The 25,345-nt window shown below is 64.4% G+C and carries 25 protein-coding genes; 16 read left to right on the top strand and 9 right to left on the bottom strand.

Annotation, left to right across the window (positions count from 1 at the left end; translation table 11 throughout):
• Positions 1 to 26 precede the first annotated feature (26 nt).
• Positions 27 to 497: a YhbY family RNA-binding protein gene (locus ACE3RQ_RS10505; protein ID WP_374521929.1), complete on the bottom strand. Its 471-nt coding sequence runs from the start codon at positions 495 to 497 to the stop codon at positions 27 to 29.
• A 42-nt stretch (positions 498 to 539) separates the two neighbouring features.
• On the opposite strand from ACE3RQ_RS10505, the gene ACE3RQ_RS10510 reads away from it, so the two are divergent.
• The 5 genes from ACE3RQ_RS10510 to ACE3RQ_RS10530 all read left to right on the top strand — a co-directional run bounded on the left by ACE3RQ_RS10510 (position 540) and on the right by ACE3RQ_RS10530 (position 6,050).
• Positions 540 to 1,238, top strand: coding sequence for an RlmE family RNA methyltransferase (locus tag ACE3RQ_RS10510; RefSeq protein ID WP_374522073.1), 699 nt, complete (start codon positions 540 to 542; stop codon positions 1,236 to 1,238).
• A gap of 118 nt (positions 1,239 to 1,356) precedes the next feature.
• Positions 1,357 to 3,273 (top strand): ATP-dependent zinc metalloprotease FtsH, encoded by a 1,917-nt coding sequence (ftsH, locus tag ACE3RQ_RS10515; protein ID WP_374521930.1) that lies wholly within the window; start codon positions 1,357 to 1,359, stop codon positions 3,271 to 3,273.
• Between the two features lie 59 nt (positions 3,274 to 3,332).
• A complete protein-coding gene (gene folP / locus ACE3RQ_RS10520; RefSeq protein WP_374521931.1) occupies positions 3,333 to 4,166 on the top strand; it encodes a dihydropteroate synthase in 834 nt (277 codons plus the stop codon).
• Positions 4,167 to 4,224: 58 nt separating this feature from the next.
• Positions 4,225 to 5,562 carry a phosphoglucosamine mutase gene (glmM, locus tag ACE3RQ_RS10525; protein WP_374521932.1) on the top strand — a complete coding sequence of 446 codons (1,338 nt, stop codon included), beginning with the start codon at positions 4,225 to 4,227 and terminating at the stop codon, positions 5,560 to 5,562.
• Complete coding sequence (locus ACE3RQ_RS10530; protein ID WP_374521933.1) at positions 5,559 to 6,050, top strand: GNAT family N-acetyltransferase; 492 nt, start codon at positions 5,559 to 5,561, stop codon at positions 6,048 to 6,050. Before glmM ends, ACE3RQ_RS10530 begins: the two co-directional genes overlap by 4 nt.
• A gap of 18 nt (positions 6,051 to 6,068) precedes the next feature.
• On the opposite strand, the gene ACE3RQ_RS10535 is transcribed toward ACE3RQ_RS10530, so the two are convergent.
• Positions 6,069 to 7,274: an exo-beta-N-acetylmuramidase NamZ domain-containing protein gene (locus tag ACE3RQ_RS10535; protein WP_374521934.1), complete on the bottom strand. Its 1,206-nt coding sequence runs from the start codon at positions 7,272 to 7,274 to the stop codon at positions 6,069 to 6,071.
• Positions 7,268 to 7,828 (bottom strand): DOMON-like domain-containing protein, encoded by a 561-nt coding sequence (locus ACE3RQ_RS10540; RefSeq protein ID WP_374521935.1) that lies wholly within the window; start codon positions 7,826 to 7,828, stop codon positions 7,268 to 7,270. Before ACE3RQ_RS10540 ends, ACE3RQ_RS10535 begins: the two co-directional genes overlap by 7 nt.
• Positions 7,829 to 8,031: 203 nt before the next feature.
• Between ACE3RQ_RS10540 and ACE3RQ_RS10545 the strand changes: the two genes are divergently transcribed.
• From ACE3RQ_RS10545 to ACE3RQ_RS10560, 4 genes are read left to right on the top strand one after another with little or no spacing between them, the layout of a single operon-like run.
• On the top strand, positions 8,032 to 8,790 hold the full coding sequence (locus tag ACE3RQ_RS10545) for a GNAT family N-acetyltransferase (protein WP_374522074.1): 759 nt from the start codon (positions 8,032 to 8,034) through the stop codon (positions 8,788 to 8,790).
• An 11-nt stretch (positions 8,791 to 8,801) separates the two neighbouring features.
• Positions 8,802 to 9,893 (top strand): glycosyltransferase, encoded by a 1,092-nt coding sequence (locus ACE3RQ_RS10550; RefSeq protein ID WP_374521936.1) that lies wholly within the window; start codon positions 8,802 to 8,804, stop codon positions 9,891 to 9,893.
• 55 nt (positions 9,894 to 9,948) lie between these two features.
• Positions 9,949 to 12,027, top strand: a complete 2,079-nt coding sequence (ppk1, locus tag ACE3RQ_RS10555) for a polyphosphate kinase 1 (RefSeq protein WP_374521937.1) — start codon at positions 9,949 to 9,951, stop codon at positions 12,025 to 12,027.
• Positions 12,028 to 12,040: 13 nt separating this feature from the next.
• Positions 12,041 to 12,532 (top strand): histidine phosphatase family protein, encoded by a 492-nt coding sequence (locus tag ACE3RQ_RS10560; RefSeq protein ID WP_374521938.1) that lies wholly within the window; start codon positions 12,041 to 12,043, stop codon positions 12,530 to 12,532.
• 1 nt (position 12,533) lies between these two features.
• Here ACE3RQ_RS10560 and ACE3RQ_RS10565 read toward each other — a convergent pair whose 3' ends face one another.
• Both ACE3RQ_RS10565 and ppx read right to left on the bottom strand, forming a co-directional pair.
• Positions 12,534 to 12,992: a hypothetical protein gene (locus ACE3RQ_RS10565; protein ID WP_374521939.1), complete on the bottom strand. Its 459-nt coding sequence runs from the start codon at positions 12,990 to 12,992 to the stop codon at positions 12,534 to 12,536.
• 99 nt (positions 12,993 to 13,091) lie between these two features.
• On the bottom strand, positions 13,092 to 14,576 hold the full coding sequence (gene ppx / locus ACE3RQ_RS10570; RefSeq protein WP_374521940.1) for an exopolyphosphatase: 1,485 nt from the start codon (positions 14,574 to 14,576) through the stop codon (positions 13,092 to 13,094).
• Positions 14,577 to 14,767: 191 nt separating this feature from the next.
• Between ppx and pstS the strand changes: the two genes are divergently transcribed.
• From pstS to phoR, 7 genes are all read left to right on the top strand, one after another.
• The gene (gene pstS, locus ACE3RQ_RS10575; protein WP_374521941.1) at positions 14,768 to 15,799 is read left to right on the top strand and encodes a phosphate ABC transporter substrate-binding protein PstS; all 1,032 of its coding nucleotides are present in this window, start codon (positions 14,768 to 14,770) and stop codon (positions 15,797 to 15,799) included.
• 115 nt (positions 15,800 to 15,914) lie between these two features.
• A complete protein-coding gene (gene pstC, locus ACE3RQ_RS10580) occupies positions 15,915 to 16,898 on the top strand; it encodes a phosphate ABC transporter permease subunit PstC (RefSeq protein WP_374521942.1) in 984 nt (327 codons plus the stop codon).
• Entirely contained in the window at positions 16,898 to 17,776 is an 879-nt protein-coding gene (gene pstA, locus ACE3RQ_RS10585) for a phosphate ABC transporter permease PstA (protein ID WP_374521943.1), read from the top strand. The genes pstC and pstA overlap by 1 nt, the downstream gene beginning before the upstream one ends.
• A gap of 19 nt (positions 17,777 to 17,795) precedes the next feature.
• Positions 17,796 to 18,572 carry a phosphate ABC transporter ATP-binding protein PstB gene (pstB, locus tag ACE3RQ_RS10590; RefSeq protein WP_374521944.1) on the top strand — a complete coding sequence of 259 codons (777 nt, stop codon included), beginning with the start codon at positions 17,796 to 17,798 and terminating at the stop codon, positions 18,570 to 18,572.
• 17 nt (positions 18,573 to 18,589) lie between these two features.
• Positions 18,590 to 19,291 (top strand): phosphate signaling complex protein PhoU, encoded by a 702-nt coding sequence (gene phoU / locus ACE3RQ_RS10595; RefSeq protein ID WP_374521945.1) that lies wholly within the window; start codon positions 18,590 to 18,592, stop codon positions 19,289 to 19,291.
• Positions 19,288 to 20,019 (top strand): phosphate regulon transcriptional regulator PhoB, encoded by a 732-nt coding sequence (gene phoB, locus ACE3RQ_RS10600; RefSeq protein ID WP_374521946.1) that lies wholly within the window; start codon positions 19,288 to 19,290, stop codon positions 20,017 to 20,019. Before phoU ends, phoB begins: the two co-directional genes overlap by 4 nt.
• Positions 20,016 to 21,335: a phosphate regulon sensor histidine kinase PhoR gene (gene phoR, locus ACE3RQ_RS10605; protein WP_374521947.1), complete on the top strand. Its 1,320-nt coding sequence runs from the start codon at positions 20,016 to 20,018 to the stop codon at positions 21,333 to 21,335. The genes phoB and phoR overlap by 4 nt, the downstream gene beginning before the upstream one ends.
• On the opposite strand, the gene ACE3RQ_RS10610 is transcribed toward phoR, so the two are convergent.
• The 4 genes from ACE3RQ_RS10610 to trxA form a co-directional block, all read right to left on the bottom strand.
• On the bottom strand, positions 21,325 to 23,019 hold the full coding sequence (locus tag ACE3RQ_RS10610; protein ID WP_374521948.1) for a hypothetical protein: 1,695 nt from the start codon (positions 23,017 to 23,019) through the stop codon (positions 21,325 to 21,327). The two genes, phoR and ACE3RQ_RS10610, sit on opposite strands and share 11 nt — an antisense overlap.
• 91 nt (positions 23,020 to 23,110) lie before the next feature.
• On the bottom strand, positions 23,111 to 23,368 hold the full coding sequence (locus ACE3RQ_RS10615; protein ID WP_374521949.1) for a type B 50S ribosomal protein L31: 258 nt from the start codon (positions 23,366 to 23,368) through the stop codon (positions 23,111 to 23,113).
• A 97-nt stretch (positions 23,369 to 23,465) separates the two neighbouring features.
• Positions 23,466 to 24,731: a transcription termination factor Rho gene (gene rho / locus ACE3RQ_RS10620; RefSeq protein ID WP_374521950.1), complete on the bottom strand. Its 1,266-nt coding sequence runs from the start codon at positions 24,729 to 24,731 to the stop codon at positions 23,466 to 23,468.
• Positions 24,732 to 24,925: 194 nt separating this feature from the next.
• A complete protein-coding gene (trxA, locus tag ACE3RQ_RS10625; protein WP_374521951.1) occupies positions 24,926 to 25,258 on the bottom strand; it encodes a thioredoxin TrxA in 333 nt (110 codons plus the stop codon).
• Positions 25,259 to 25,345: the final 87 nt, after the last annotated feature.

A 25,345-nucleotide genomic window follows, 5' to 3' on the forward strand; every position in this document is an offset into this window, starting at 1 on the left:
GTTCAAGCCGCTGGGCGCTGAACCGCTCAGGCGGCGCCCTTTTTGATGCTCTTCTTGCGCACCTTGGCTCGCTTGACCTGCCCTCCGGGGGTCAGCCGCTGGTTGCCCAGCACCTTCACCACCTTCACTTCGGGTTTTTGGCCACCGCGTTTGCTGAACTTCAGCACCTTCACTTCCTTTGGGCCGGGCATGCGGTTTTCATCGACCGGCTTGGTCTTCTCGGGAATGGGGCGCCACAGCACCAGCAACTTGCCGATGTGCTGGATGGGTGCGGCGTTCAGCTCGTCGGCCAGGGTTTCCAGCATGCTGTCGCGGGCGACCCGGTCGTCGCTGAGCACCCGGATCTTGATGAGGCCATGGGCGTTCAGGGCCGCATCGGCTTCCTTTTTGACCGCCGGCGTCAGACCGTCGCCTCCGATGTGGACGACGGGGTCTAGGTGGTGGGCTTCGGCGCGGTGCACCTTGCGCTGGGCGGGAGTGAGAATAATCTGGGGCATGGGACAATTATCGTTTACACGGCGGTATTGCGTTTCATGGGCATCAAAGTCAAAACCCAAAGCAAAAAGGTCAACAAGGCCTGGCTGAACCAGCACGTCAACGACCCTTACGTGAAGCTGGCCCAAAAAGAGGGGTACCGCGCTCGGGCGGCGTACAAGCTCAAAGAAATCGACGAGACGCTGGACCTCATCCACCCGGGTGACGTGGTCGTCGACCTGGGCAGCGCGCCCGGCGCCTGGAGCCAGTACCTGCGTCGGCGCCTAAGCCCACAAGGTGCTGCCGCTGGCGCGCTTCAAGGCACGATCATCGCGCTGGACCTGCTGCCCATGGAGGCCGTCGAAGACGTTTATTTCATCCAGGGCGATTTCCGCGAAGAAAGCGTGCTGGCGCAACTGGAACAGGCCCTGGCCGACCGCGGCTTGCAGCACAAGGTGAACGTGGTGGTGTCGGACATGGCGCCCAACCTTTCCGGTATCGCCTCGGCCGATGCCGCGCGCATTGAAGACCTGATCTCGCTGGCGGTTGATTTCGCCGTTCATCACCTCAAGCGCGATGGTGCTCTGGTGGTCAAGCTCTTCCACGGTGCAGCCTATGACCCGATGGTGAGTCTGTTTCGCCAGACGTTCCGGGTGGTCAAGGCCATCAAACCCAAGGCCAGCCGCGACAAATCGTCGGAAACCTTTTTGGTGGGCCTTGGTCTGAAAAAAGCGTCAGCCGGTGAGTCGGTTGAACCGAAATAGAAAATAGCCAAGTCTTTGATAGGCATTCCCAGGGGATGGGCATCGATGGCGATGCCTTGAAAGTCCTAGAATGGGGTGCATATGGGCGCATACGCCACCGAGTTTCCAGGAGCTGCACTTGAATAACCAATGGTTTTCGAAAATCGCCGTGTGGATGGTCATCGCCATGGTGCTTTTCACTGTCTTCAAGCAGTTCGACAGCCGCAGTGCGGCGGGTGCCGGCTACATCGGCTACTCCGAATTCCTCGATGAGGTGAAGGCCCAGCGCATCAAGAGTGCCACCATTCAAGAAGGCCAGGGCGGCACCGAGATCGTGGCCGTCACGCAAGATGACCGCCGCGTGCGCACCACCGCCACCTACCTTGACCGTGGCTTGGTGGGCGACCTCATCAACAACAACGTGAAGTTCGACGTGCGCCCTCGCGAAGAGGGCTCGCTGCTGATGACTCTGCTGGTGAGCTGGGGCCCGATGCTGCTGCTGATCGGCGTGTGGATCTACTTCATGCGCCAGATGCAGGGCGGCGGCAAAGGCGGTGCCTTCAGCTTCGGCAAGAGCAAGGCGCGCATGCTTGATGAGAACAACAACTCCGTGACTTTCGCTGACGTTGCTGGTTGCGACGAAGCCAAGGAAGAGGTCAAGGAGGTGGTGGACTTCCTCAAAGACCCGCAGAAATTCCAGAAGCTGGGTGGTCGCATTCCTCGCGGTTTGCTGCTGGTCGGCCCCCCGGGCACCGGCAAGACGCTGCTGGCCAAGTCCATTGCGGGTGAAGCCAAGGTGCCCTTCTTCTCGATCTCGGGCTCTGACTTCGTGGAGATGTTCGTCGGCGTGGGCGCGGCCCGTGTGCGCGACATGTTCGAAAACGCCAAGAAGAACGCGCCTTGCATCATCTTCATTGACGAAATCGACGCCGTGGGCCGCCAACGTGGCGCTGGCCTGGGCGGTGGCAACGACGAACGCGAGCAGACCCTCAACCAGATGCTGGTTGAGATGGACGGCTTCGAGACCAACCTGGGTGTGATCGTGGTGGCTGCCACCAACCGCCCCGACATCCTCGACGCTGCCCTGTTGCGCCCGGGCCGTTTTGACCGCCAGGTCTACGTGACCCTGCCCGACATCCGCGGCCGCGAGCAGATTCTCAATGTGCACATGCGCAAGATCCCGCTGGGCACTGACGTGAACGCCGCTGTGATCGCCCGTGGCACGCCTGGCATGAGCGGCGCCGACCTGGCCAACCTTTGTAACGAAGCCGCATTGATGGCCGCGCGTCGCAACGCCCGACTGGTCGAAATGCAGGATTTCGAGAAGGCCAAGGACAAGATCATCATGGGCCCCGAGCGCAAGACCATGGTCATGCCCGAGGAAGAGCGCCGCAACACCGCTTATCACGAGGCCGGACACGCCTTGATTGGCAAGCTGCTGCCCAAGTGTGACCCGGTGCACAAGGTCACCATCATCCCGCGTGGTCGCGCCCTCGGCGTGACCATGAGCCTGCCCGAAAAAGACCGCTACAGCTACGACAAGGACTACATGCTGAACCAGATCAGCATGCTGTTCGGTGGTCGCATCGCCGAAGAGGTCTTCATGAACCAGATGACCACCGGCGCCAGCAACGACTTTGAGCGTGCCACCCAAATTGCCCGCGACATGGTGATGCGCTACGGCATGACCACGGCCCTGGGCCCGATGGTGTACGCCGAGAACGAAGGCGAGGTCTTCCTGGGGCGCTCGGTGACCAAGACCACCAACATGAGCGAGCAGACCATGCAGAAGGTGGACGCCGAGGTGCGGCGCATCATCGACGAGCAGTACAAGCTGGCCCGCGACCTGATTGAAGAGCACAGCGACAAGATGCACGCCATGGCCAAGGCCCTGCTCGAATGGGAAACCATCGACGGTGAGCAATTGGACGACATTATGGCCGGCAAGCCGCCGCGCCCGCCCAAGGACTGGACGCCGCGCAACCCGGTGGGTGGCGGTGGTTCCGATGGCGGCACCCCCGCTGTGTCCACCGATCCTTCGCCGACCGCGGCCTGATCGGTCACCATCCTTCGCGGGGCCTTCGGGCCCCGTTTTTGTTTCGGAAGCCTTCACACATGCGCTGGATCACTGCCCGCTTTGACATCGACCTGAGCACGCCCAAAGTCATGGGCATCGTCAACGTCACGCCCGACTCTTTCTCGGATGGGGGGCGGCACGCCAGCACCAGCGCGGCCCTGGCCCACGCCGAGCGCCTGCTCAGTGAGGGGGCGCACATCCTGGACGTGGGCGGAGAGTCCACCCGGCCGGGCAGCCCCGCCGTGCCGCTGGACGAGGAGCTGCGCCGCGTGCTGCCGGTGGTGCGTGAGGTGGTGAAGCTCGGGGTTCCGGTTTCGGTGGACACCTACAAGCCCGAGGTGATGCGCGCCGTGCTCGACTTGGGGGCCGACATCGTGAACGACATCTGGGCCTTGCAGCAGCCGGGTGCCCTGGAGGTGGTCGCGGCCCATCCCAGGGCGGGCGTGTGCCTGATGCACATGCACCGAGACCCGCAGACCATGCAGGCGGCCCCGATGGAGGGCGATATTCTCGATGAGGTGCGCGCCTTCCTGCTGGCGCGAGCCGAGGCACTCACCTCGCTTGGCGCCGACCCTGCCCGCATTGCACTGGACCCGGGTGTTGGCTTTGGCAAGACCGTGGCCCAGAACTTCAGCCTTCTGGCGCGCCAGGACGTGTTTTTGTCGACCGGTTTTGCCTTCCTCACCGGCTGGTCGCGCAAGTCGTCGATCGGTGCAGTCACTGGCCACCAGCAGCCGTTGGACCGTGTGGCGGGCAGCGTCGCGGCGGCCTTGCTGGCGGTGGAGCGTGGCGCGCACGTGGTGCGCGTGCACGACGTTCTGGCCACGGTGGACGCCATCAAGGTGTGGGACGCTATGCGCGCCAGTGCCTGAGTTGTCTTGTGCGACCGCGATAATGCGGCGCACACGCGAGTAATCAGAAGGACAACACATGACGCGCCAGTACTTCGGCACCGACGGCATTCGTGGCACCGTTGGGCAAGCCCCCATTACCCCCGATTTCGTGCTTCGCCTGGCCCATGCGGTGGGCCGCGTGCTCAAGCGCAGCGAGCGCCATCCCACGGTGCTGATTGGCAAAGACACGCGCATCTCTGGCTACATGCTGGAGGCGGCACTTGAGTCCGGCTTCAACTCGGCCGGCGTGGACGTGGTGCTGTTGGGCCCAGTGCCCACACCTGCCGTGGCCTACCTTACGCGGGCGCAGCGCGCCAGCCTGGGCGTGGTGATCAGCGCCAGCCACAACCCCTTTGCCGACAACGGCATCAAGTTCTTCAGTGCCCAGGGTACCAAGCTGCCCGACGACTGGGAGCTGGCGGTGGAGGCGGCCATGAACGAGCCGCCGGTGTGGGTGGCCGCGGCCGAGTTGGGCAAGTCGCGTCGCCTGGACGACGCGGCCGGCCGTTACATCGAGTTCTGCAAGAGCACCTGCTCGCACAACCTGAGCCTCAAAGGCCTGAAGATCGTGGTCGACGGCGCGCACGGTGCGGCGTACCACATTGCCCCCGCGGTGTTCCATGAGCTGGGCGCCGAGGTGGTGAAGATTGGCTGCTCGCCTGATGGGCTGAACATCAACGACGGCGTCGGCGCGACGCACCCGCAGGCCCTGGTGGAGGCCGTTCGCCACCACCGCGCCGACTATGGCGTGGCCCTGGACGGCGACGCCGACCGCCTGCAAATGGTGGACAGCGCGGGGCGCTTGTACAACGGTGATGAACTGCTCTATCTGATTGCGTCCGATCGCATTGCCCGCGATGAAGATGTGCCCGGCGTGGTGGGCACCCTGATGACCAACATGGCGGTGGAGTTGGCCTTCAAGCGGCGCGGCGTGCGCTTCGTGCGCGCCAAGGTGGGTGACCGGTACGTGCTGGAAGCACTGGAGAAGCATGGTTGGGTGCTGGGCGGTGAGGGTTCCGGCCACCTGCTGGTGTTGGACCGCCACACCACTGGCGACGGCCTGGTGTCGGCCTTGCAAGTGCTTCACGCCTGCGTGGGCAGTGGCCAGACCATGGCGCAGTTGCTGTCGGAGGTGGTGTTGTTTCCCCAGACCTTGCTCAACGTTCGCCTTCAGCCGGGCCAAGACTGGAAGACCAACGCGAAACTGGCCAGCGAGACCCAGGCGGTTGAGGCCGAACTGGGCGATGCAGGCCGCGTGCTCATTCGCGCAAGCGGTACCGAGCCCCTGTTGCGGGTGATGGTGGAGGCGCGCGATGCCCATACCGCTCAGGCCTGCGCCGAGCGCCTGGCCCAGGCCGCGAAGGAGGGTGCATGAGCGCAGGTGCGATCACGGTGCGTCTGGCGGACTACGGCGATGCCGGGGACGCCTTGGCCGTCGTTCAATTGCTCGACGCTTACGCGCAAGACCCGGCCGGTGGTGGCGAGGGCTTGTCAGAGGTGGTGAAAGCGGCGCTTGTCCCTGAGCTGGCCAAGCGCCCGCAGGCTTTCAGTGTGCTGGCGTTTGATGGCCAGACGCCGGTGGGCCTGGTGAACTGCATCGAGGGCTTTTCCACCTTCAAGTGCAAGCCGCTGGTGAACATCCACGACGTGTCGGTGTTGGCCAGTCACCGCGGTCGCCGCATCGCCGAGCGGATGTTTGAGGTGGTCGAACAAGAGGCTCAACGTCGAGGCGCCGTGAAGCTCACGCTGGAAGTGCTGTCAGGCAACCAGGCGGCGCGCAAGGCCTACCTCCGCATGGGCTTTGAGGGCTATCAGCTGGACCCGGCCATGGGCACGGCCGAGTTCATGCAGAAGTGGCTCTGACGCCCGAGCCTTGGCTAATCAGTACAACAGATAGGGCGCTCGGGCGCTCAGCCAGGCCTGCTCATCTGGTACGGCCAAGGCGTCCAGCGCGGCGGGCGCTGCGCTCACATCGTCCACCCACTCGCGCAGTAGCGGGCTGCCGTTGATGAGGTCAATGGCCAGGCGGTCGTGCTCGTATTCGTAGGGAAAGTCGCGCCACAGCGGGTAGTCGGGCTGCTGCAGTCGGATGGCGCGGAAGGCCAGGGCCTGCAGGCGCCAAGGCTGGAAGACTTGGTGCCCGTAGTGCTGCGGGTCTTCCACGTGGATCTGCACGCCAGCGCACAGCTTCCCCGCGTGCTTGTGGAAGGTCGGCTCGAACCAGCACTCGCGCAGCACACAGCCTTGCAGCCATTGCGGTGCCAGTTCGCGCATGTCGCGCACCAGGCGGGTGGTGTCCAGATCGGGCGCGCCGAACAGTTCCAGCGGCCGCGTGGTGCCGCGGCCTTCGCTCAGCGTGGTGCCCTCCAGCATGACGGTGCCAGCGTAGGCCCGCGCCATGGACAGGTTGGGCGCGTTCGGGCTGGGGTTCACCCATGTGCGCTCTCCCGTGGGCCAGCCGAAACCGGGCGCTGCATCGGGTGCCCAGCCCTCCATGGTGATGACCCGGTACTCCAGTGACAGCCCCAGCGTGGCGATGAACCAGTGGCCCAGTTCGCCCATGGTCATGCCGTGGCGCATGGGCATCGGGCCTGCGCCCACGAAGCTCTCCCAGCCCGCGCGCAGCGTCAGGCCCTCCACCGGGCGGCCGGCGGGGTTGGGGCGATCCAGCACCCACACGGCCTTGTCGTGCTGAGCTGCGGCCTCGAGCACGTAACGCAGCGTGGTGATGAAGGTGTAGATGCGGCAGCCCAGGTCTTGCAGATCGACGAGCAGCACGTCGAAGCTGTCCATCATGGCGTCGGTGGGGCGCCGCACGGTGCCGTACAGGCTGAACACGGGAATGCCCAGGCGCGGGTCGAGGTAGTCGGGCGACTCGACCATGTTGTCTTGCTTGTCACCGCGCAGGCCGTGCTGCGGGCCAAAAGCGGCGCTTAGCTTCACGTCGGGCAGGGCCGCCAGGGCGTCCAGCGCGTGGGTGAGGTCGCGCGTGACAGAGGCGGGGTGGGCGAGCAGCGCCACGCGGCGGCCGGCCAAGGGTGCGCGCAGGGCAGGGTCTTGAAGAAAGCGTTCGAGGCCGATCAACATGAGTGGCTTGGGTGGTAGGGCGGCAGGCGCAGGGTCCAACCCCTGCGGTCGTGGAAATCGGGGTGGTCTTTAGGGTGGTGCAGGGCCCAATGGCTCAACTGTCCCTCGCGATCCTCCAGCACCGCGGTCAGGCCCACGAGCAGGTCTTGCGTGTGCGGGATGCCGCTCAATGCCACCTCGGCCAGCAGTTCGATGCCTTTGGTGGTGCTTGACCATTGCAACCGGGGCGCAGAGGGGCTGGGCGACGCGTCGACTCTGGCCCGCTCGTCGCGGAAGTGGTACTCGGCGTACTGGCCCGAGGGCGAGAAGTTGAACTCGCGGTAAGTCGGGTTGTCGGCAGGCGCCACAAAGGCCTCCAGGCAAGTGTGCTGCCAGAGCTGGTCGGCGAAGCCCGGCAGAGCAGGGGCGGGCAATTGCAGCAGGTGTGGTGGTGCTGCCAATGAGTAGCGGATGCTCAGGCCATGCCCTGTTCGCTGCACGTGGGCCTCAAGGGTCACGCCAGGCCACAGGGGTGAGGCCGGATGGGGCAGTAGGGACAAGGGGCGTTGGATCACGGGCCCTATTGTGTCAGCGCCCGTGGCAGGCCCAGCCCATACAGGCGGGCCTTGTCATGAAGTGTTCATGTGACTGAAACGAACAGGTCACCGAGGCTGCGCACCATCGCACAAACGCCACGGAGACCCATTTGAACGACATCCCTCACCTCAAACCCGATCAGCCGGCGCTGGTCAACCATGCCCTACCCCTGGCGGGTCTGATGGCGCGCGCCAAGGGCGACGCGGGCATCGACGTCACCTGGGCCCGCCACCAGGACGAGGTGCGCGAGGCCCAGCGCCTGCGCTACCAGGTGTTTGCGGGTGAGATGGGCGCTCGTCTGCCCAAGACGGTGCCCGGTCACGACGTCGATCTGTTCGATGACTTCTGTGAGCACCTGCTGGTGCGCGATCGCCAGACGCAGCAGGTCATCGGCACCTATCGGGTGCTGACGCCGGCCCAGGCCAAGCGCGTGGGCAGTACCTACAGCGACACCGAGTTCGATCTCACCCGCCTGCGCCAGGTGCGCGAACGCATGGTGGAACTGGGCCGCAGTTGCGTGCACCCGGACCACCGCCACGGCGGCGTGATCATGGCGCTGTGGGGGGCCTTGGCCGACTTCATGGTGCGCAACCAGCTCGACACCATGATCGGCTGCGCCAGCATTCCCATGCACCACGAAGGCCCGCACGGCCGCGTGGGCGGTGGTCATGCGGCGGCCAGCATCTGGCGCCAGGTGCGCGACACCCATTTGGCCCCGATTGACTGGCACGTGCGCCCGCGCCTGCCGCTGCCGGTGGAGTTGCTCGACGACACGCTGGACGTGGAGCCGCCCGCCCTGATCAAGGGCTATCTGCGCCTGGGCGCCAAGGTGCTGGGCCCACCAGCGTGGGACCCCGATTTCAACGCGGCCGATCTGCCCATGCTCATGCGCCTGGCTGATTTGCCCGCTCGCTACCGCAAGCATTTCCTGGGCACCTGAGCCGCCACGCCATGCGGATCCTGATCGTCACCGATGCCTGGGAGCCGCAGGGCCATGGTCTGGGCACCTGGCTGGTGGAGCTGTCCCGCGAGCTGCAGCGCGAGGGGCACGTGGTGTCGGTGATCGAGCCGTCTGGGTTTCGCAGCCTGCCCTGGCCCAAGGTGGCGGGTGTGCGCTGGTCGCTGTGGGCTGGCCAGCGCTTGCGCCAACGCATGGACGCGGCCGATGCCGACGCCATTCACATCGCCACCGAAGGCCCGCTGGGCTGGGCCGCACGCCGGCACTGTCTGGCGCGCGATTGGCCGTTTTCCACGGGCGCGCACGTGAGCTGGGCCACACGCCTGAACGCCATGCTGCGTGTGCCACGTGCCATCACCGTGGCGGCCATGCGGGTGTTTCACCAGCCCAGTTCCAAGGTGCTGGCGTCCAGCCCGGCCCTGCGAGAGAAGCTCCGGAGGGCCGGCATCGCGCGAGTGGGCGATTGGTCGGCCGGGGTGGACACGCGCCTGTTCACACCGGCCTTGCGTTCTCCGTCATGTGGCGTGTTGGGGCCTTTGGCCCGGCCGGTCAGCTTGTATGTCGGCCCCGTGGCGCACGAGCGCGATGTGGAAGACTTTCTCGGCCTTGACGTGCCGGGCAGCAAAGTGGTGTGCGGTGATGGCCCTCAAGCCAAGGCCTTGGTGGGGCGTTATCCCACGGTTCACTGGGTCGGGGTGTTGCCGCGCCATGAGCTTGCCGCCGTGTACGCCAACGCCGACGTGCTGGTCTACCCCGGGCGGCACGACGGCGCCGGGCGCGTGGTGCTGGAGGCCATGGCCTGCGGGACGCCCGTGGCAGCCTTGCCTGCGGACGGGCCCATGCAGTGGCTGGGCCCAGGGCAGGGTGGTTGCGTGGCCGACAGCCTGGAAGAGGCTTGGCACAAGGCCCTGCGCCTGTCCAGGCGGCAGGTGCGCGAACACGCGCTGGCCTACGGTTGGGCACAGGCTGTTGAAGGGTTTCTGGCCGCGCTGGCGTTGCGCCCGCGCATTCGGCGCACCCGCATGGCAGACATGACAGGGCGCAGTGCCGCAGGAACGCCAAAACACGGCCCGCTCGTTGAATAATGGGCATGGCACGTGCTTGGGTCGCCTTAGTCCATGCGACCCTTTTCCGAATCTCATGAGTGGCACCAATAACTTGAACAAAACCCCATTGCTCGATCGCGACCAAAGCATCCTGGCCTTTAACGAGCGGGTCATGGACTGGGCCCGGCGCCGGGATGTCCCCCTGCTGGAGCGCATGCGTTATCTCGCCATTGTGTCGAGCAACCTGGATGAGTTTTTCGAGGTGAGGATGGCGCCCCACCTCACGGCGGCTCAGGCCAACGAGCAGCGTGGCCTGTACACCACCCAGACCTTTGAGCGCCTGTCAGACCAGGTGCACGCCCTGGTGGCCCAGCAGTACGCCATCTACAACGACGAACTCATGCCCCTGCTGGAGAAGAAGGGCATCAAGATCGTGCCCCACAGCGAGCGCAACCCCAGACAGCGGCGTTGGGTGAAAGAGTTTTTCGTCAACGAGGTGCAGCCCCTGCTGATGCCCGTCGGCCTGGACCCGGCCCATCCTTTCCCGCAGGTGGCGAACAAGTCACTCAACTTCATTGTTCGCCTGGCGGGCAAAGACGCGTTCGGACGCGAGAACGAGGTCGCCATCGTCAAGGTGCCGCGCATCCTGCCGCGCTTTCTGCGCATGCCGGCTGTCAAGGGCTCGAAGCAAATGCACTTCGTGTCCATCTCCAGCATGATTCGCTCGCACCTGGGCGATCTGTTCCCAGGGCGCCAGGTCACCGAGTTCTCGCAGTTCCGCGTCACGCGCCACTCTGACCTGGCGGTGGACGAGGAAGAGGTGAAGAACCTGCGAACCGCCTTGCGCAAGGGGCTGCAGCAGCGGCATTTCGGACAGGCGCTTCGCCTGGAGGTGTCGGCCGGCTGCTCGGAGTTCCTCTCGGGCTTTCTGCTGGCGCAATTCGGTTTGCCGGCCAACGCGCTGTACCGGGTGGCGGGGCCGGTGAACCTGGTGCGGCTGAACCAGCTGGTGGACATGATCGATGCCCCGGCCCTGCGCTTCGAGCCTTACCACCCCGGCTGGCCTGTGCAGCTCACGCCCGGGCAGTCGTACTTTGAGCGGCTGCGACAGGGCGACGTGCTCATCCACCAGCCTTACGAGAGCTTCGATGCCGTGCTGGGTTTTTTGCGCGAGGCCGTGCTGGACCCGGACGTCGTGGCCATCAAACAAACCATCTACCGAACCGGTTCCAAGAGCGAGCTGATGGATCTGCTGCGCGAGGCTGTGCGGCGCGGCAAAGAAGTCACAGCGGTGGTGGAGCTCAAGGCCCGCTTCGACGAAGAGGCCAACATCAACTACGCCGAACGCCTGGAGTCGGTGGGCGCGCAGGTGGTGTACGGTGTGGTGGGCCTCAAGACCCACGCCAAGATGATGCTCATCACCCGGCGTGAGGCCGGGGGGCTGCGGCGTTACGCCCACCTGTCCACGGGCAACTACAACCCTGGAACAGCCCGGCTCTACACCGACCTGAGCTACCTCACGGCCGACCCGCAGCTCACGGCCGACCTGGACCAGATCTTCCTGCACTTGGCCAGCCAGAACCGGCTTGGGCGCTTGAACAAGGCGGTGATCGCGCCCTTCCATTTGCACCGCGCCTTGCTCGACCGCTTGGACGCGGCGGGCAAGGCGGCCGCAGCCGGTAAAGAGGTGCGCATCGTGTTGAAGATGAACGCCCTCACCGACGAGCCGCTGGCCCGGGCCTTGGCCGAGGCGTCACAGCGCGGGGTGAAGGTGGACTTGATCGTGCGCGGGGCTTGCGTGCTGCCAGCCCAGGTGCCAGGCTATACCGATAACGTGCGCGTTCGCTCGGTCATCGGCCGCCTGCTGGAGCACTCACGGGTGTTCTATTTCCGCGTGGGTGACGACGAGGAGCTGTGGCTCTCCAGTGCCGACTGGATGAACCGCAACATGCTGCGCCGGGTGGAGCTGGCCTGGCCGGTAACAGATGCCCAGCTTCGCCAGCGCATCATTGACGAATGCCTGCTGGTGTACCTGCAGGACACGCGAGACGCCTGGTTGCTGCAAGCCGATGGTCAGTACCGCCCGGCGCACCAGACCTTGCCCCCCAGGGCGAGGGCTGTCCTGCAATCGGCCCAGTCAACCTTGATGGCCCGCTACGGCACCAAGGGCTGAGGAAAGGGCGGCAATGGACCTGATTCTGTGGCGGCACGCTGAGGCACAAGAGCACCCAGGTGGCGAACAGGGGGAGCAGGGCGATGCCCTCGACCTGGCCAGGCGCCTGACGCCGCGCGGGGAAAAGCAGGCCGCTCGCATGGCGGCCTGGCTGGACCGTCAACTGCCTGAGGGCACGCGCATCTGGTCGAGTCCTGCTGCCCGCGCCGAGCAGACGGCACAGGCCGCTCAGGCGCTGGGGCGCAAATACCGCCTCAGCGAGGCCCTGTTGCCTGGGGCGACGCCCGCCGCTCTGCTGGAGCTGGTGCAATGGCCTGGCGGGCGCTCGCCGGTTCTGGTGGTGGGGCACCAGCCCACCCTGGGGCAGGTGGTGGCGCAGTTGCTGGGTTTGCAGGCCGCCGACTGTTCGGTCAAGAAGGGCGCGGTCTGGTGGCTGCGCCAGCGCGAACGCGCGGGCGTGCCACAAACGGTCATCGTGACCGTGCAGACGCCCGAGCTGCTCTGACTTAGGCGGCCTTTTTGGCGTTGGTTGGGCGGGTGCGCGCGGGCTTGGTCTGAGGGGCTACGGCCGGGGTGGCGGTGGCGGGCTTGGCCGCGCGGGTTGTTTGGGCTGGTGCTTTTGCTACAGCCTTGGCTGGTGCCTTCACCGGCGTTTTCGCTGCGGCCTTGGCGGGGGCGGCCTCAGCCTTCACCTGCTTGGTGTTCTCGGTCTCGGCTTCTTGGGCCTGCGGCCTGCCGGTCTTGAGCGTGGGCACAGCGGCGAGAGCGGCTTTGAAATCGGCATCGCTTAGCGACTGAAGGGCCATCAGGCCGGCTCGCAGCAGCTCGCTTTTCTTCACGCTGGTGCCCAGTGCGATGGCCCGCGTCTTCATGGTCTCGATGGCGGCGAATTCGTTCTTGGGGATGGTGAAGCTGTCCCGCACGAGCTTGGGCTTCTTGGGGGTGTTTTTATCGGCATTGGCCATGGCAATTCTCCGCTGGATTGAAAGCGAAGAGTATAAACCGTATATACGGTTTATACGGTTTTGGCCCCTGGTAATGAAAGGGCGCGCCGCAGGCTGCCGTCAGCGAATGTCCGCGCTGAATTTCCAGGTGGTTTTTTGCCAAGCGGCCACTTCCTCCGTCAGCAACCAGGCCGACTGGGGGTACCGACGTGCCCATCCCGCAGGCGTCACCAGCCGGAACGCCCGGTTCTTGTAGCTGAGCTTGAGCACCTCGTGCTCGGGCATCTGGCGCGCGTGGCACAGCAACACGGCGATGCGCAGCGCCATCAGCTGTTTGGCGAACAACTCGTCTTGCAGCGACTCTTCCAGCTTCTTGAGCTTGCCGCGCTGTCCCAGCACCAGCTGGCTCATGCGGTGCAGCTCGGGCAGGGAGAAGCCGGGAGCGTCGACGTTGTCCAGGATGTAGGCGCCGTGGTGGTGCGATCGATCGTGCGAGATGTGTGTGCCCAGCTCATGCAGCCGGGCGGCCCACACGAGTTTCTGGGAATAGCGCTGGTTCTGGTCGTCTTGGGCCGCCACCTGAGAAAACAGCGTGGTGGCCACGGTGCTCACGCGCTGGGCCTGGCCGGTGTCCACCGAAAATCGCTGCGTGAGCCATTGCACAGTGCGCTCGCGCACATCGCCGCCGTCGGTGTCGCGGTCGATCAGGTCGTACAGGGCGCCATGGCGCAGGGCGCCCTGCGCGGGCAGCATTTGCTGGATGTCGAACAGGTCGAAGATGGCGCGGAGCACGGCCACGCCACCCGCAATCACGGGCCGGCGGTCGTCCTTGAGGGCTTCCAGTCGCACGGTCTCGGTGTTGCCGGCCCGTACGAGTTTGTCGATCAGCCAATCGAGGCCGGTGCGCGTGACCAGACCGCTGGCCCAGCCGTGCGCGGCCAGGATGTCGGCCACGGCAGACACCGTGCCTGACGAGCCATAGGCCACGTTCCAGTCGGTAGGCGGGAACTTGTCCAGTGCCTCTTCCAGCACCGCCTTGGCGGCCACTTCGGCGGTCTTGAAGGCGGTCAGGCTGACCTGGCCGCGCGGGAAATACCGCTGGGACCAGGCCACGCTGCCCAGGCGGTACGACTCCATGGCATGGGCGTTGTAGCCCTCGCCCAGGATCATTTCGGTGGATCGCCCGCCAATGTCCACCACCAGGCGTCGCTCGTCCGACTGGGGCAGCAGGTGGGAGACGCCTTGGTAGATCAGGCGCGCCTCTTCGTGTCCTGACACCACTTCAATGGGAAAGCCCAAAATCGCCTGGGCATTGCGAAGAAAGTCCTCGCGATTTCGTGCCTCGCGCAGGGTTTGGGTGGCCACGGCTCGAACCTGCTGCTTCTTGAAGCCGTGCAGGCGTTCGGCAAAACGGGCCAGGCAGTCCCAGCCACGCTCCATGGCGGCCTGGCTCAGCACTTTGTTTTCGTCCAGCCCGTTGCCCTGGCGAACGGTTTCCTTGATGTACTCGATGCGCTCGATGTGCCCTGAGTGGTATCGGCCAATTTCCAGGCGGAAGCTGTTCGAGCCAAGGTCAATGGCGGCGAGGAGGGTACCGTTTTGCATGGATGGGAGACACAGGACGGCCGTTCGAGAGTTGGCCATCGTGCGGGAAGCCGATTTGGGTAAACCCGGATTGTGACGCATCGTCGGTGCCATTGCCCTGGCGTGTGACAGACCTGTTTTCGTCACGTGTTTGTCACATTGCTTCCCTAAAGTTCACGGCATCCCTTCCCAAACAGTCTGAAAGGACCCACATGAACACCAAGCGAACCCTTCTGAAGTCCGTGGCCGCCGCTGCCCTGGCCACCCTGGCCATTGGCGCTGCGCACGCCGCCGACATCACCGGCGCCGGTGCGACTTTCCCGTTCCCGATCTATGCCAAGTGGGCCGAGGCTTACAAGAAGGAAACCGGTGTTGGCCTGAACTATCAATCGATCGGTTCGTCCGGCGGCCTGCGCCAGATCCGCGCCAAGACCGTGGCCTTTGGTGCCAGCGATGCCCCGGTGTCGGGCGCTGACCTGGACAAGGACGGCATGGTGCAGTTCCCGGCCATCATTGGCGGAACCGTGCCTGTGTTCAACCTCGACGGTTTCAAGCCCGGCGAACTGCGCGTGACCGGCCCGGTGCTGGCTGAGATGTTCATGGGCTCCATTTCCAAGTGGAATGACCCCAAGATCGCCGCGCTGAACCCCGGCAAGACCCTGCCTGACCAGACCATCACCGTGGTGCACCGCGCCGACGGCTCTGGCACGACCTTCAACTTCACCGACTACCTGAGCGCCGTGAGCAAGCCCTGGGCCGACAGCGTAGGCAAGGGAGCCGCGGTGAAGTGGCCGGCACCTACCTCGGTGGGTGGCAAGGGCAACGAAGGCGTGGCCGCCAACGTGAACCGCGTGAAGGGTGCGCTGGGCTATGTGGAATACGCCTACACCAAGAAGAACAACATGCCCTTCCTGCAGCTGCAGAACGCCGATGGCAAGTACGTCAGCCCGGACGACAAGACCTTCGCCGCTGCCGCCGCCGGCGTGGACTGGTTCAGTGTGCCTGGCATGGGCGTGTCCATGGTGAACGCCAAGGGCGCCGACAGCTGGCCCATCTCGACCGCTTCCTTCATCCTGATGTACAAGCAGCCGCAAGACAAGGCTCAGTCGGCTGAAGTGCTGAAGTTCTTTGACTGGTCGTTCAAGAACGGCAAGCAGATGGCGGCTGATCTGGACTACGTGCCGCTGCCCGACAGCCTGACCACCCAGATTCGTTCTAAGGTCTGGAGCCAGATCGCCAAGTAAGCCGGCGGGGGCGACAATCCGAACGCCGCCTGACAGCGCTGTCTGTCGGCGGCTTTCGGTTTGCGGAATGCCCCATGCCGCCTGATCGGGGTTCATCATGAGCGTGGATACCACCATGACTTCTCAACCTGTGCCCGTGCCAACGGCGCAACAACAGCGCATGGCGTCGATTGCCGAGCGGCAGCGGCTCCAGGACGTGTTCTTTCACCGCGTCACCCAGAGTTTCTCGCTGCTGGTGCTGATTGCCCTGATGGGCATCATCGTGTCGCTCGTCATCAACGCATGGCCCGCTTTCCAGAAGTTCGGCCTGCAGTTCGTCTGGCGTGTCGAGTGGGACATCATCAACGAGGAATTCGGTGCTGCGATTGCCATCGTGGGCACCCTGGCCAGCGCCAGCATCGCACTGGTGATCGCCGTGCCCCTGGCCTTTGGCATTGCGCTGTTCCTCACCGAAACCTGCCCTGTCTGGCTGCGCCGTCCGCTGGGCACCGCGGTGGAACTGCTGGCCGCCGTGCCGTCCATCATTTACGGCATGTTCGGCCTCTTTGTGTTCGCGCCCTTGTTCGCCGACCACGTGCAGCCCGGCCTACAAGGACTACTGGGCACCATGCCCCTGATCGGCCCCTTGTTTGGCGGCGCCACCAACGGCATTGGCATCCTGGCGGCGGGCATCGTGCTGGCCTTCATGGTGCTGCCCTTCATTGCGGCGGTGATGCGTGACGTGTTCGAGATCGTCCCGCCCATCCTGCGCGAGTCCGCTTACGGGCTGGGCTGCACCACCTGGGAGGTGGTGCGCCGCGTGGTGTTGCCTTACACGCAAAAAGGCGTGGTCGGCGGCATCATGCTGGGCCTGGGCCGTGCCTTGGGCGAGACCATGGCCGTGACCTTTGTCATCGGCAACGCCAACCGTCTGCCCACCTCGCTCTTCTCGCCTGGCACCTCGATTGCCTCGACCCTGGCCAACGAGTTTGGCGAGGCAGCTGACTTCCACCTCTCGACGCTGTTTGCACTGGGTCTGCTGTTGTTCGTCATCACCTTTGTGGTGCTGGCGGCCGCCAAGATCATGATCATGCGCGCCGAGAAAGCGAAAGGCCTGTGATGTCCACCGATACCGCATCCAACGCGTCGTTCAACCTCAAGCGCTACAAGGCTCGTCAGCGCGCCAACGCCATTGGCCTGACCCTCTCCATGGGCGCCATGGTGCTGGGCCTCTTCGTGCTCTTGTGGATTCTGTCGGTGTTGTTCCGCAACGGCTTTGCCGCCCTGGACTGGAACATGTTCACCCAGTCCACCCCGGCCCCCGGCAGCGAAGGCGGTGGCTTGGCCAACGCCATCGTCGGCAGCCTCATGATGGTCGCGGTGACCGTGCTGGTGTCCACGCCCGTGGGCATCCTGGCGGGCATCTACCTGGCCGAGTACGGCGACCGCAGCAAGACGGCCGAACTCACCCGTTTCGTCACCGACATCATGCTGTCGGCCCCGTCTATCGTGCTCGGCCTGTTCGTCTACGCGATTGCCGTGGCCACCATGGGTAACTTCTCGGGCTGGGCCGGTAGCCTGGCGCTGTCCCTGATCGCCATCCCGGTGGTGGTCCGCACCACCGAGAACATGCTTCGCCTGGTGCCGGGCAGCCTGCGTGAAGCCGCATTTGCCCTGGGTGCCCCGCGCTGGAAGGTGGCCTTGATGGTGACGCTGCGCGCCGCACGCAGTGGTGTGCTCACCGGCCTGCTGCTGGCCGTGGCCCGCATCAGTGGCGAGACCGCGCCGCTGCTGTTCACCGCGCTAAACAACCAGTTCTTCAGCCTGGACATGGGCGCGCCCATGGCCAACCTGCCAGTGGTGATTTTCCAGTTCGCCATGAGCCCCTACGACAACTGGATTCGCCTGGCCTGGGGTGGCGCACTGCTGATCACCCTGTCTGTGCTGCTGCTCAACATCGTGGCGCGCGTCTTCCTGCGCGACAAGTCTCCGAAATAAGCAACCCTCCGGAATCACCATGAGCGATACCGCTACCGCCACCCGCAATGCCCTGGAGCTGCGCAACCTGAACTTCTTCTATGGCAACTTCCAGGGCCTGAAGAACGTCAACCTCGATATCCAGGAGCGCAAGGTCACGGCTTTCATCGGCCCATCGGGCTGTGGCAAGTCCACCCTGTTGCGCACCTTGAACCGCATGTACAGCCTGTACCCGGGCCAGCGTGCCGAGGGCTCCATCAATTTTTACGGTCAGAACATTCTGGACCCCAAGCAAGACATCAACCTGCTGCGCGCGCGCATCGGCATGGTGTTCCAGAAGCCCACGCCGTTCCCCATGTCGATCTACGACAACATCGCTTTTGGCGTGAAGCTCTACGAAGACCTGTCCAAGAGCGAGATGGACGACCGCGTGGAGTGGGCACTGACCAAGGCCGCGCTGTGGAAAGAGGTGAAGGACAAGCTCAAGCAGAGTGGCTTGTCGCTGTCTGGCGGTCAACAGCAGCGCCTTTGCATCGCACGAAGCGTGGCGGTCAAGCCGTCGGTGCTGCTGCTGGATGAGCCCACGTCCGCACTTGACCCGATCTCCACCGGCAAGGTGGAAGAGCTGGTGCACGAGCTCAAGCAGGACTACACCATCGCCATCGTCACCCACAACATGCAGCAAGCCGCCCGCTGCAGCGACTTCACGGCTTACATGTACCTGGGCGAGCTGGTGGAGTTCGGCTCCACCGAGCAGATCTTCTTCAAACCGACCAAAACCGAGACCGAGGACTACATCACCGGTCGCTTCGGTTGATCAAGGGGAGCCATTCCATGAGCGACAAGCATCTCTCCAGCCAGTTCGACGCCGAACTCAACTCCATCTCCAGCAACGTGTTGGAAATGGGCGGACTCGTCGAATCGCAACTCCACCAGGCCGTGTACGCCCTGGTGCACATGAGCCTGGAAACGGCGGGGCAGGTCATCGAGACCGAAAACCGCATCAACCAGATGGAGCTGCACATCGACCACGAGATCATCTCGACGATCGGTCGGCGCCAGCCCACGGCCCGCGACCTGCGCTTCCTGATGGCCATTTCCCGCACCACCCAGAACCTGGAGCGAGCCGGTGATGAGGTGGCCCGCATCGCGCGCATGGTGAAGTCCATCATCGAGAGCGGCACGCCGCGCAACCTGCCCATCTCCGAGCTTCGCATGGCCGCCGACCTGGCCGCTGCGCTGCTGCGCAAGACGCTGGATGCGTTTGCTCGCCTGGACACGGTGAGTGCGCTGAGCATCATCAAGGGCGACGACGAAATCGATGCTGAGTACGACGGCTTCCTGCGCAAGCTCATCACTTACATGATGGAAGACCCGCGCACCATTTCGCCTAGCCTGGACCTGCTGTTCCTGGCCAAGTCCATTGAGCGAGTGGGCGATCACGCCAAGAACATCGCGGAGCAGATCATTTTCATCGTCAAGGGTGAGGACGTGCGCCACGCCTCGGTCGACAAAGTCGCATCGGTGATCGGATGAGAAAACTGCCTCGTGTCCTGGTGGTGGAGGACGAGCCCTCCATCGCCGAACTGATTGCCGTGAACCTGCGCCACAACGGCTTTGCCCCGACCGTCGTGTTCGACGGCGTGGCGGCCCAGCGCGAGGTGGACGCGGTGCTGCCCGACGTCATCCTGCTGGACTGGATGTTGCCCGGCGAAAGCGGGGCAACGCTGGCGCGCCAATGGCGCAAGCAGGAGCGGACCAAGAGCGTCCCCATCCTGATGCTCACGGCCCGCAGCGACGAGTCAGACAAGGTGCAAGGCCTTGATGCCGGTGCCGACGACTACATCACCAAGCCGTTCTCTACGCAGGAACTGTTGGCCCGCATTCGGGCGGTGTTGCGCCGCCGAGCGCCCGAGATCGTGAACGACTCGGTGCAGGTGGGCAACCTGACGCTCGATGCCGCCACCTACCGCGTGAGCTATCAAGGCCAAGAGCTCAAGGTGGGGCCCACCGAGTTCAAGCTGCTGCACTACCTCATGAAGCACGCCGAGCGCGTGCACACCCGTGGTACTCTGCTCGACAAGGTCTGGGGTGACCATGTCTTCATTGAGGAGAGAACGGTGGACGTGCATGTGAAGCGCTTGCGTGAAAGTCTGGGTGCGGCGTCGTTCATGATCGAAACCGTGCGCGGCGCGGGTTACCGTCTCACGGCACAAGGAAGCCCGGCCCGTCCTTCTGCGGGTTCCTCCGTTTCGGCGGCATGACCCGCCGCGCCATTGAACTGCTGCTCCTGGTCTTGCTGGGAGCGTTGTGGGGCTTGGTCAAGTCGTCATCTGGCCTGACGGTGGTGGGCGCCCTCGGCGGCGCCGTGGTGTGGTCCCTCTGGGATGGCTTGCGCGCTCGCCAAGTGCTGCGCTGGCTCAACAAGGCCGATGTCACGCGCACGCCCAACCTGAGCGGTGCCTGGGGCGAGGTGATCGAACGCTGTCGCAAGCTGGTCAAAAAGCTGGAGAAGAAGGCCCAGAACAGCGACGCCCGGCTGGAAGATTTTCTGGCGGCCATCCAGGCCTCACCCAATGGCGTGATGCTGCTGGATGCGGCGGGCCGCATCGAGTGGTCCAACCTGACGGCGGCGAACCACCTGGGCTTTGACCCCCAGCGTGACCTGGGGCAATACGTGCGCAACATCGTGCGCAGTCCAACCTTTGCTGCCTACCTTGCCTCGGGCGATTTTGGCCACGAGATTCAAGTGGACGGTGTCGGGCCCCGGCCTTCCCAGCCCAGCAAAATATCGTTGCAGATTCACCCGTATGGCAAGAAGCGCAAGCTCATGCTGTCGCGCGACATCACCGCGGTGCAACTGGCTGAGGCCATGCGTCGCGACTTTGTGGCCAACGTCTCGCATGAGATTCGCACCCCCCTGACGGTGTTGAGCGGTTTCGTGGAAACCATGCAAAGCATCCCGCTCGAAGAGGCCGATCGCTCACGCTACCTGGAGATGATGAGTCAGCAGGCCCAGCGCATGCAGACCTTGGTGAGCGACCTGTTGACCCTTTCCCGACTGGAAGGCAGCCCCGTGCCCGGGACGTCGGACTGGATTGACGGCGAGGAACTCATCGGTCACGTGCTGCAGGAATCCATGGGCTTGAGCCAGGCCATTGCCAAGCCACCCCACGACATCCGCCGCCTGCCGGGCCCGGCCCTCCTGGTGTCCGGTGCCAAGTCGGAACTGCTCAGCGCCATGTCCAACCTGCTGAGCAACGCGGTGCGCTACACCCCGGGCGGCGGCAAGATAGAGACCGGTTGGCGTCTGCGCCAAGACGGCTGGGGCGAGTACTTCGTGCGCGACACCGGTCCGGGCATTGCCGCAGAACACATTCCGCGTCTGACCGAGCGCTTTTACCGGGTGGACCGCAGCCGCTCGCGTGAGACAGGCGGCACAGGCCTGGGATTGGCCATCGTCAAGCACGTGGCGCAGCGCCACGGCGGCCGCATCGACGTGACGAGCGTGGTGGGCGAGGGCTCCGAGTTCGTCATCGCGTTGCCGCCGTCACGCATTCGCGACCGCGTCATCGACTGACACGCTGGTACAGCAGCAGACTCTCTTTGTTGTCGGTAAGGCGCCTCACCGTGGCCCGGAAGGCCCACTGCGTCAGGTCGATGCGCTGATCGAGCGTGCCCTGCGTGTCAGGTGACACTACCAGTGCCCTGCAGTTCTCCAGCGTCGATTTCGTGTCCGTGCTGCGCAGCAGCGTGAGCTTGCCGTGGTACCGCAGGGCGCTGATCTGCGCCTGGGTCAGCCCATCCACGACCACGCAAGAGGTGCTTGGTGGCACGAGCGAGGCAATGCGCCGGGAGATGGGGCCGTAACTTCTGCCGAAATCGAGCAGGGGCAGCCAGAGTGTCATGAGAAGCAGCCAGCACAGGATGGCCCCTGCCGCGGGTAGCACCAAGCTCTTCCAGAGCGCTTGCCGATGCGCGCCCACGCGCCACGACACCAGCCAGAGCCAGGCCAAGGTGGCAGCCAAGGCGAGGACGAATGCCAGCAAGCCAAATTCCGCTTGGAAACCGGGGGCCAGCTTGGCCACGTTCGCCGCCGGCTTGGCCGGCACGCCAGTCATCATGGCCACCCAGATCACCCAGATCACGAGGGCGCAACCCGAGAAGAAGAGCAGCGTGAACCAATCGATGAGCGCGGCCACGCTACGGCGCAAAGTGGGCAAGGCAAAGGCCGCCAGGGTGGCCAAGGCAGGCAGGGCCACCAAGAGAGCCCTGTCTCTGTCGTCGGCCAAGGTGCTGGCCACCATGCCCACCACTGCCGCCCAGGCGGGCAGCGCCACATGGGGCTCCATCCATTGCCGGCGCCAGCGCCACAGTGTCCACAGGGCCAGTGGCCAGGCCGGCCAGGTGAACCACACGAGCAGCCGACCCCAACTGTCCCAGTCTTCCTGGGTCCACACCATGCTGGGCAGCAGGTCTGGCCAAGGCCCCGTTGCCAGGCCCACCAGAAGAGAGGTCAACCAGGCCAGCGATGCCCCAAGGGTCAGGCGGCGCCAAACGGATGCCGGGTGCAGCACCAACCACAACAAGCAGCCCAGGCCCATGAAGAAGGCCAGCCAGGGTGAACCACTCAGCACCAGGCCCAGACAACCCAAAGACCAGGGTAGCAAGGCCCTCAAAGGGTGGGGGTCGTTGGTGTGGGCAAGGCGGGCCACCCCTAGCAGCATGGCCGCCATGCAGGCCAGCCGCACCAAGTCGGGTGTGGCTTCGTGGGAGAGTTGTGCCAAGCCCAGACAGGCCATCAAGGCGAGCAGGCCTGCGTCGGCCATGGCCCTGGCGTAATCGGTGGGGTTGGCTTCACCACCGAAGGCAAAGGCGACGGGCTGGGCGCCCGGTTGTCGGGCGAGGTGGTACACCGTGTACCAAGTGAGGGCCAGCGTCAGTGCCAGCAGCCCGATAAAGGGGAGCCGGGCCGCCCAGTCGGCTGGCAGAAACGGCAGCAAGCGAATGCAGAGGGCGCCCAGCCAGTAGGGAAGGGCGCCCGCGTCTTCCACCGGCAGTCCCAACACCACGGGACTCCACCAACTTGAATTGCCCAACGCCAGCTCATGCATGGCGCCGAAGGCAGCGACGTCTGCCACCTTCCAGGGTTCGCGGCCAATGAAGCCCGGCAGCACGTAGGCGATGCAGAACAGCAGGAGAGCAAGCCGCGGCAAGCGCCGCACAGCCGCTTGGCTCACAATGGCGGGGGTAGGTTGGTTCACGAAGAAAAATATACAGGGCGGCGGTGCCACCGCGGCGACGAAAAAAAAGCAGCTGCGAAGCAGCTGCTTTTTGGCGAAGAACGAAGCCCGATTACTTGGCCGCGGTCTTGGCGTAGCGGTTGCGGAAACGCTCCACGCGGCCGCCCATGTTGTCCACGGTCTTCTGCGTGCCGGTGTAGAAAGGATGCGATTCGCTGGACGTATCCAGCTTGAACAGCGGCAGCTCGCGACCGTCGTCCAGCTTGATCATTTCCTTGGTGTTCACGCAGGAACGGGTCACGAACTTGAAGTTGTTGGACAGGTCCACGAAGCAGACTTCGCGGTAGTTGGGGTGAATGCCTTCTTTCATGGCGTTTCCTTGTGTCAGTAGCGACAGCCGCGGCGGAACCATTCCACCGTACTTGCCGCAAAAGCAAAGCTTGCGATTATACCCATGGGCCGAGGCGTCAGCCGCCGCGGCGCATCATGTCGAAGAACTCAGAGTTGTTCTTCGTGGCCTTCATGCTCTTGAGCACCATTTCCATGGCCTCAATCTCGTCCATGTTGTACATGAACTGGCGCAGGATTCGGGTCTTCTGCAGGATTTCAGGCTGCAGCAGCAACTCCTCGCGTCGGGTACCGCTGCGATTGAGTTGGATCGAGGGGAACACGCGCTTCTCGTAGAGGCGGCGATCCAGATGAATTTCGCAGTTGCCGGTGCCCTTGAATTCTTCAAAGATCACCTCGTCCATGCGCGAACCCGTGTCCACCAGGGCAGTGGCGATGATGGTGAGCGAGCCGCCTTCTTCCACCTTGCGGGCGGCGCCGAAGAAGCGCTTTGGCCGCTGCAGGGCGTTAGCGTCCACACCGCCGGTGAGCACCTTGCCACTGGACGGCAGCACGTTGTTGTAGGCGCGGGCCAGGCGGGTGATCGAGTCGAGCATGATCACCACGTCTTTTTTCAGTTCGACCAGGCGCTTGGCGCGCTCGATCACCATTTCGGCCACGTGAACGTGGCGGGCGGCAGGTTCGTCGAACGTGGAGGCAATCACCTCGCCGCGCACGGTGCGCTGCATTTCGGTCACTTCCTCGGGGCGCTCATCCACCAGCAGCACCATGAGTTCCACGTCGGGGTGGTTGGTGGTGATGGCGTGGCAGATGTGCTGCATCATCACCGTCTTGCCGCTCTTGGGCGGCGCCACGATCAGGGCGCGCTGGCCGCGGCCGATCGGGGCAATGATGTCGATGATGCGGCCGGTGATGTTCTCGTCGCCCTTGAGGTTGTCGCGTTCGAGGCGCATCTGTTCCTTGGGGAACAGCGGCGTGAGGTTCTCGAACATGATCTTGTGCTTGTTCTCCTCGGGAGGCAGGCCGTTGATCTTGTCGAGCTTGTTGAGGGCAAAGTAGCGCTCGCCATCCTTGGGGATGCGAACTTCGCCTTCGATCATGTCGCCGGTGTGCAGGTTGAAGCGGCGGATCTGGCTGGGCGAGATGTAGATGTCGTCGGTGCTGGCCGTGTAGCTGGTGTCCGGCGCGCGCAGGAAGCCGAAACCGTCGGGCAGCACTTCGAGGACGCCATCCGCAAAGATCTGTTCGCCGGCCTTGGCGCGCTTCTTGATGATGGCGAACATCAGCTCTTGCTTGCGCATGCGGCCGGTGTTCTCGATCTCAAGCGCTTCGGCCTGCTTGAAGACTTCGGACACGTGCAGTGCCTTGAGTTCGTTAAGGTGCATGGAAATCACTCCGTCGAGGAGTTCGGGCTGGTAACCGGGGGAGGTGGCGCTCGGGTCCGGAGGCGGCCGCTGCGCAAGATGGGGGGTAGCCGAGAAAGGGCTTACCGCGCTTGATTATGACAGCATTTGCCGTCTGTCAGTCTGGGGCGCGGAACCTGCGCCCCGGGCGTTGCACCCGGGACGCGAGAGGGGCATCAGCCGATGCTGGCGTCAATGAAGGCGGTCAGCTGGGCCTTGCTCAGGGCGCCGACCTTGGTGGCGGCCAACTGGCCGTCCTTGAACAGCATCAGGGTGGGAATGCCGCGAATGCCGAACTTGGCGGGCACGTCGCGGTTTTCGTCCACGTTCATCTTGGCCACTAGCAGCTTGCCGTTGTAGGCGCCGGCCACTTCGTCCAGGATGGGGGCGATCATCTTGCAGGGGCCGCACCATTCCGCCCAGAAATCCACGAGCACCGGCGCCTGGGCTTTGAGCACATCGGCTTCGAAGCTCGCGTCGGAAACGTGTTTGATCAGGTCGCTGGCCATGGGATTCCTCTGAATTGGGTAGTGGGTGCAGGTTACAGTTGGATGCTGCGGTGAGCGGGGTAACACCCCGTGAAGCCGGCATCTCGC

Origin of the sequence: Hydrogenophaga sp. (genome assembly GCF_041913525.1) — a bacterium.
GTDB lineage: Bacteria > Pseudomonadota > Gammaproteobacteria > Burkholderiales > Burkholderiaceae_C > Hydrogenophaga.

What these genes read in the sequence shown, in the direction of transcription:
- ppx (WP_374521940.1), bottom strand. Translation starts at nt 14,576, where the DNA reads ATGCAAAACGGTACCCTCCTCGCCGCCATTGACCTTGGCTCGAACAGC.
- glmM (WP_374521932.1), top strand. Translation starts at nt 4,225, where the DNA reads ATGACGCGCCAGTACTTCGGCACCGACGGCATTCGTGGCACCGTTGGG.
- phoU (WP_374521945.1), top strand. Translation starts at nt 18,590, where the DNA reads ATGAGCGACAAGCATCTCTCCAGCCAGTTCGACGCCGAACTCAACTCC.
- pstB (WP_374521944.1), top strand. Translation starts at nt 17,796, where the DNA reads ATGAGCGATACCGCTACCGCCACCCGCAATGCCCTGGAGCTGCGCAAC.
- ACE3RQ_RS10530 (WP_374521933.1), top strand. Translation starts at nt 5,559, where the DNA reads ATGAGCGCAGGTGCGATCACGGTGCGTCTGGCGGACTACGGCGATGCC.
- phoR (WP_374521947.1), top strand. Translation starts at nt 20,016, where the DNA reads ATGACCCGCCGCGCCATTGAACTGCTGCTCCTGGTCTTGCTGGGAGCG.
- trxA (WP_374521951.1), bottom strand. Translation starts at nt 25,258, where the DNA reads ATGGCCAGCGACCTGATCAAACACGTTTCCGACGCGAGCTTCGAAGCC.
- pstA (WP_374521943.1), top strand. Translation starts at nt 16,898, where the DNA reads ATGTCCACCGATACCGCATCCAACGCGTCGTTCAACCTCAAGCGCTAC.
- ppk1 (WP_374521937.1), top strand. Translation starts at nt 9,949, where the DNA reads ATGAGTGGCACCAATAACTTGAACAAAACCCCATTGCTCGATCGCGAC.
- ACE3RQ_RS10550 (WP_374521936.1), top strand. Translation starts at nt 8,802, where the DNA reads ATGCGGATCCTGATCGTCACCGATGCCTGGGAGCCGCAGGGCCATGGT.
- phoB (WP_374521946.1), top strand. Translation starts at nt 19,288, where the DNA reads ATGAGAAAACTGCCTCGTGTCCTGGTGGTGGAGGACGAGCCCTCCATC.
- ACE3RQ_RS10505 (WP_374521929.1), bottom strand. Translation starts at nt 497, where the DNA reads ATGCCCCAGATTATTCTCACTCCCGCCCAGCGCAAGGTGCACCGCGCC.
- ACE3RQ_RS10615 (WP_374521949.1), bottom strand. Translation starts at nt 23,368, where the DNA reads ATGAAAGAAGGCATTCACCCCAACTACCGCGAAGTCTGCTTCGTGGAC.
- pstC (WP_374521942.1), top strand. Translation starts at nt 15,915, where the DNA reads ATGACTTCTCAACCTGTGCCCGTGCCAACGGCGCAACAACAGCGCATG.
- ACE3RQ_RS10560 (WP_374521938.1), top strand. Translation starts at nt 12,041, where the DNA reads ATGGACCTGATTCTGTGGCGGCACGCTGAGGCACAAGAGCACCCAGGT.
- ACE3RQ_RS10535 (WP_374521934.1), bottom strand. Translation starts at nt 7,274, where the DNA reads ATGTTGATCGGCCTCGAACGCTTTCTTCAAGACCCTGCCCTGCGCGCA.
- ACE3RQ_RS10565 (WP_374521939.1), bottom strand. Translation starts at nt 12,992, where the DNA reads ATGGCCAATGCCGATAAAAACACCCCCAAGAAGCCCAAGCTCGTGCGG.
- rho (WP_374521950.1), bottom strand. Translation starts at nt 24,731, where the DNA reads ATGCACCTTAACGAACTCAAGGCACTGCACGTGTCCGAAGTCTTCAAG.
- pstS (WP_374521941.1), top strand. Translation starts at nt 14,768, where the DNA reads ATGAACACCAAGCGAACCCTTCTGAAGTCCGTGGCCGCCGCTGCCCTG.
- ACE3RQ_RS10545 (WP_374522074.1), top strand. Translation starts at nt 8,032, where the DNA reads ATGGCGCGCGCCAAGGGCGACGCGGGCATCGACGTCACCTGGGCCCGC.
- folP (WP_374521931.1), top strand. Translation starts at nt 3,333, where the DNA reads ATGCGCTGGATCACTGCCCGCTTTGACATCGACCTGAGCACGCCCAAA.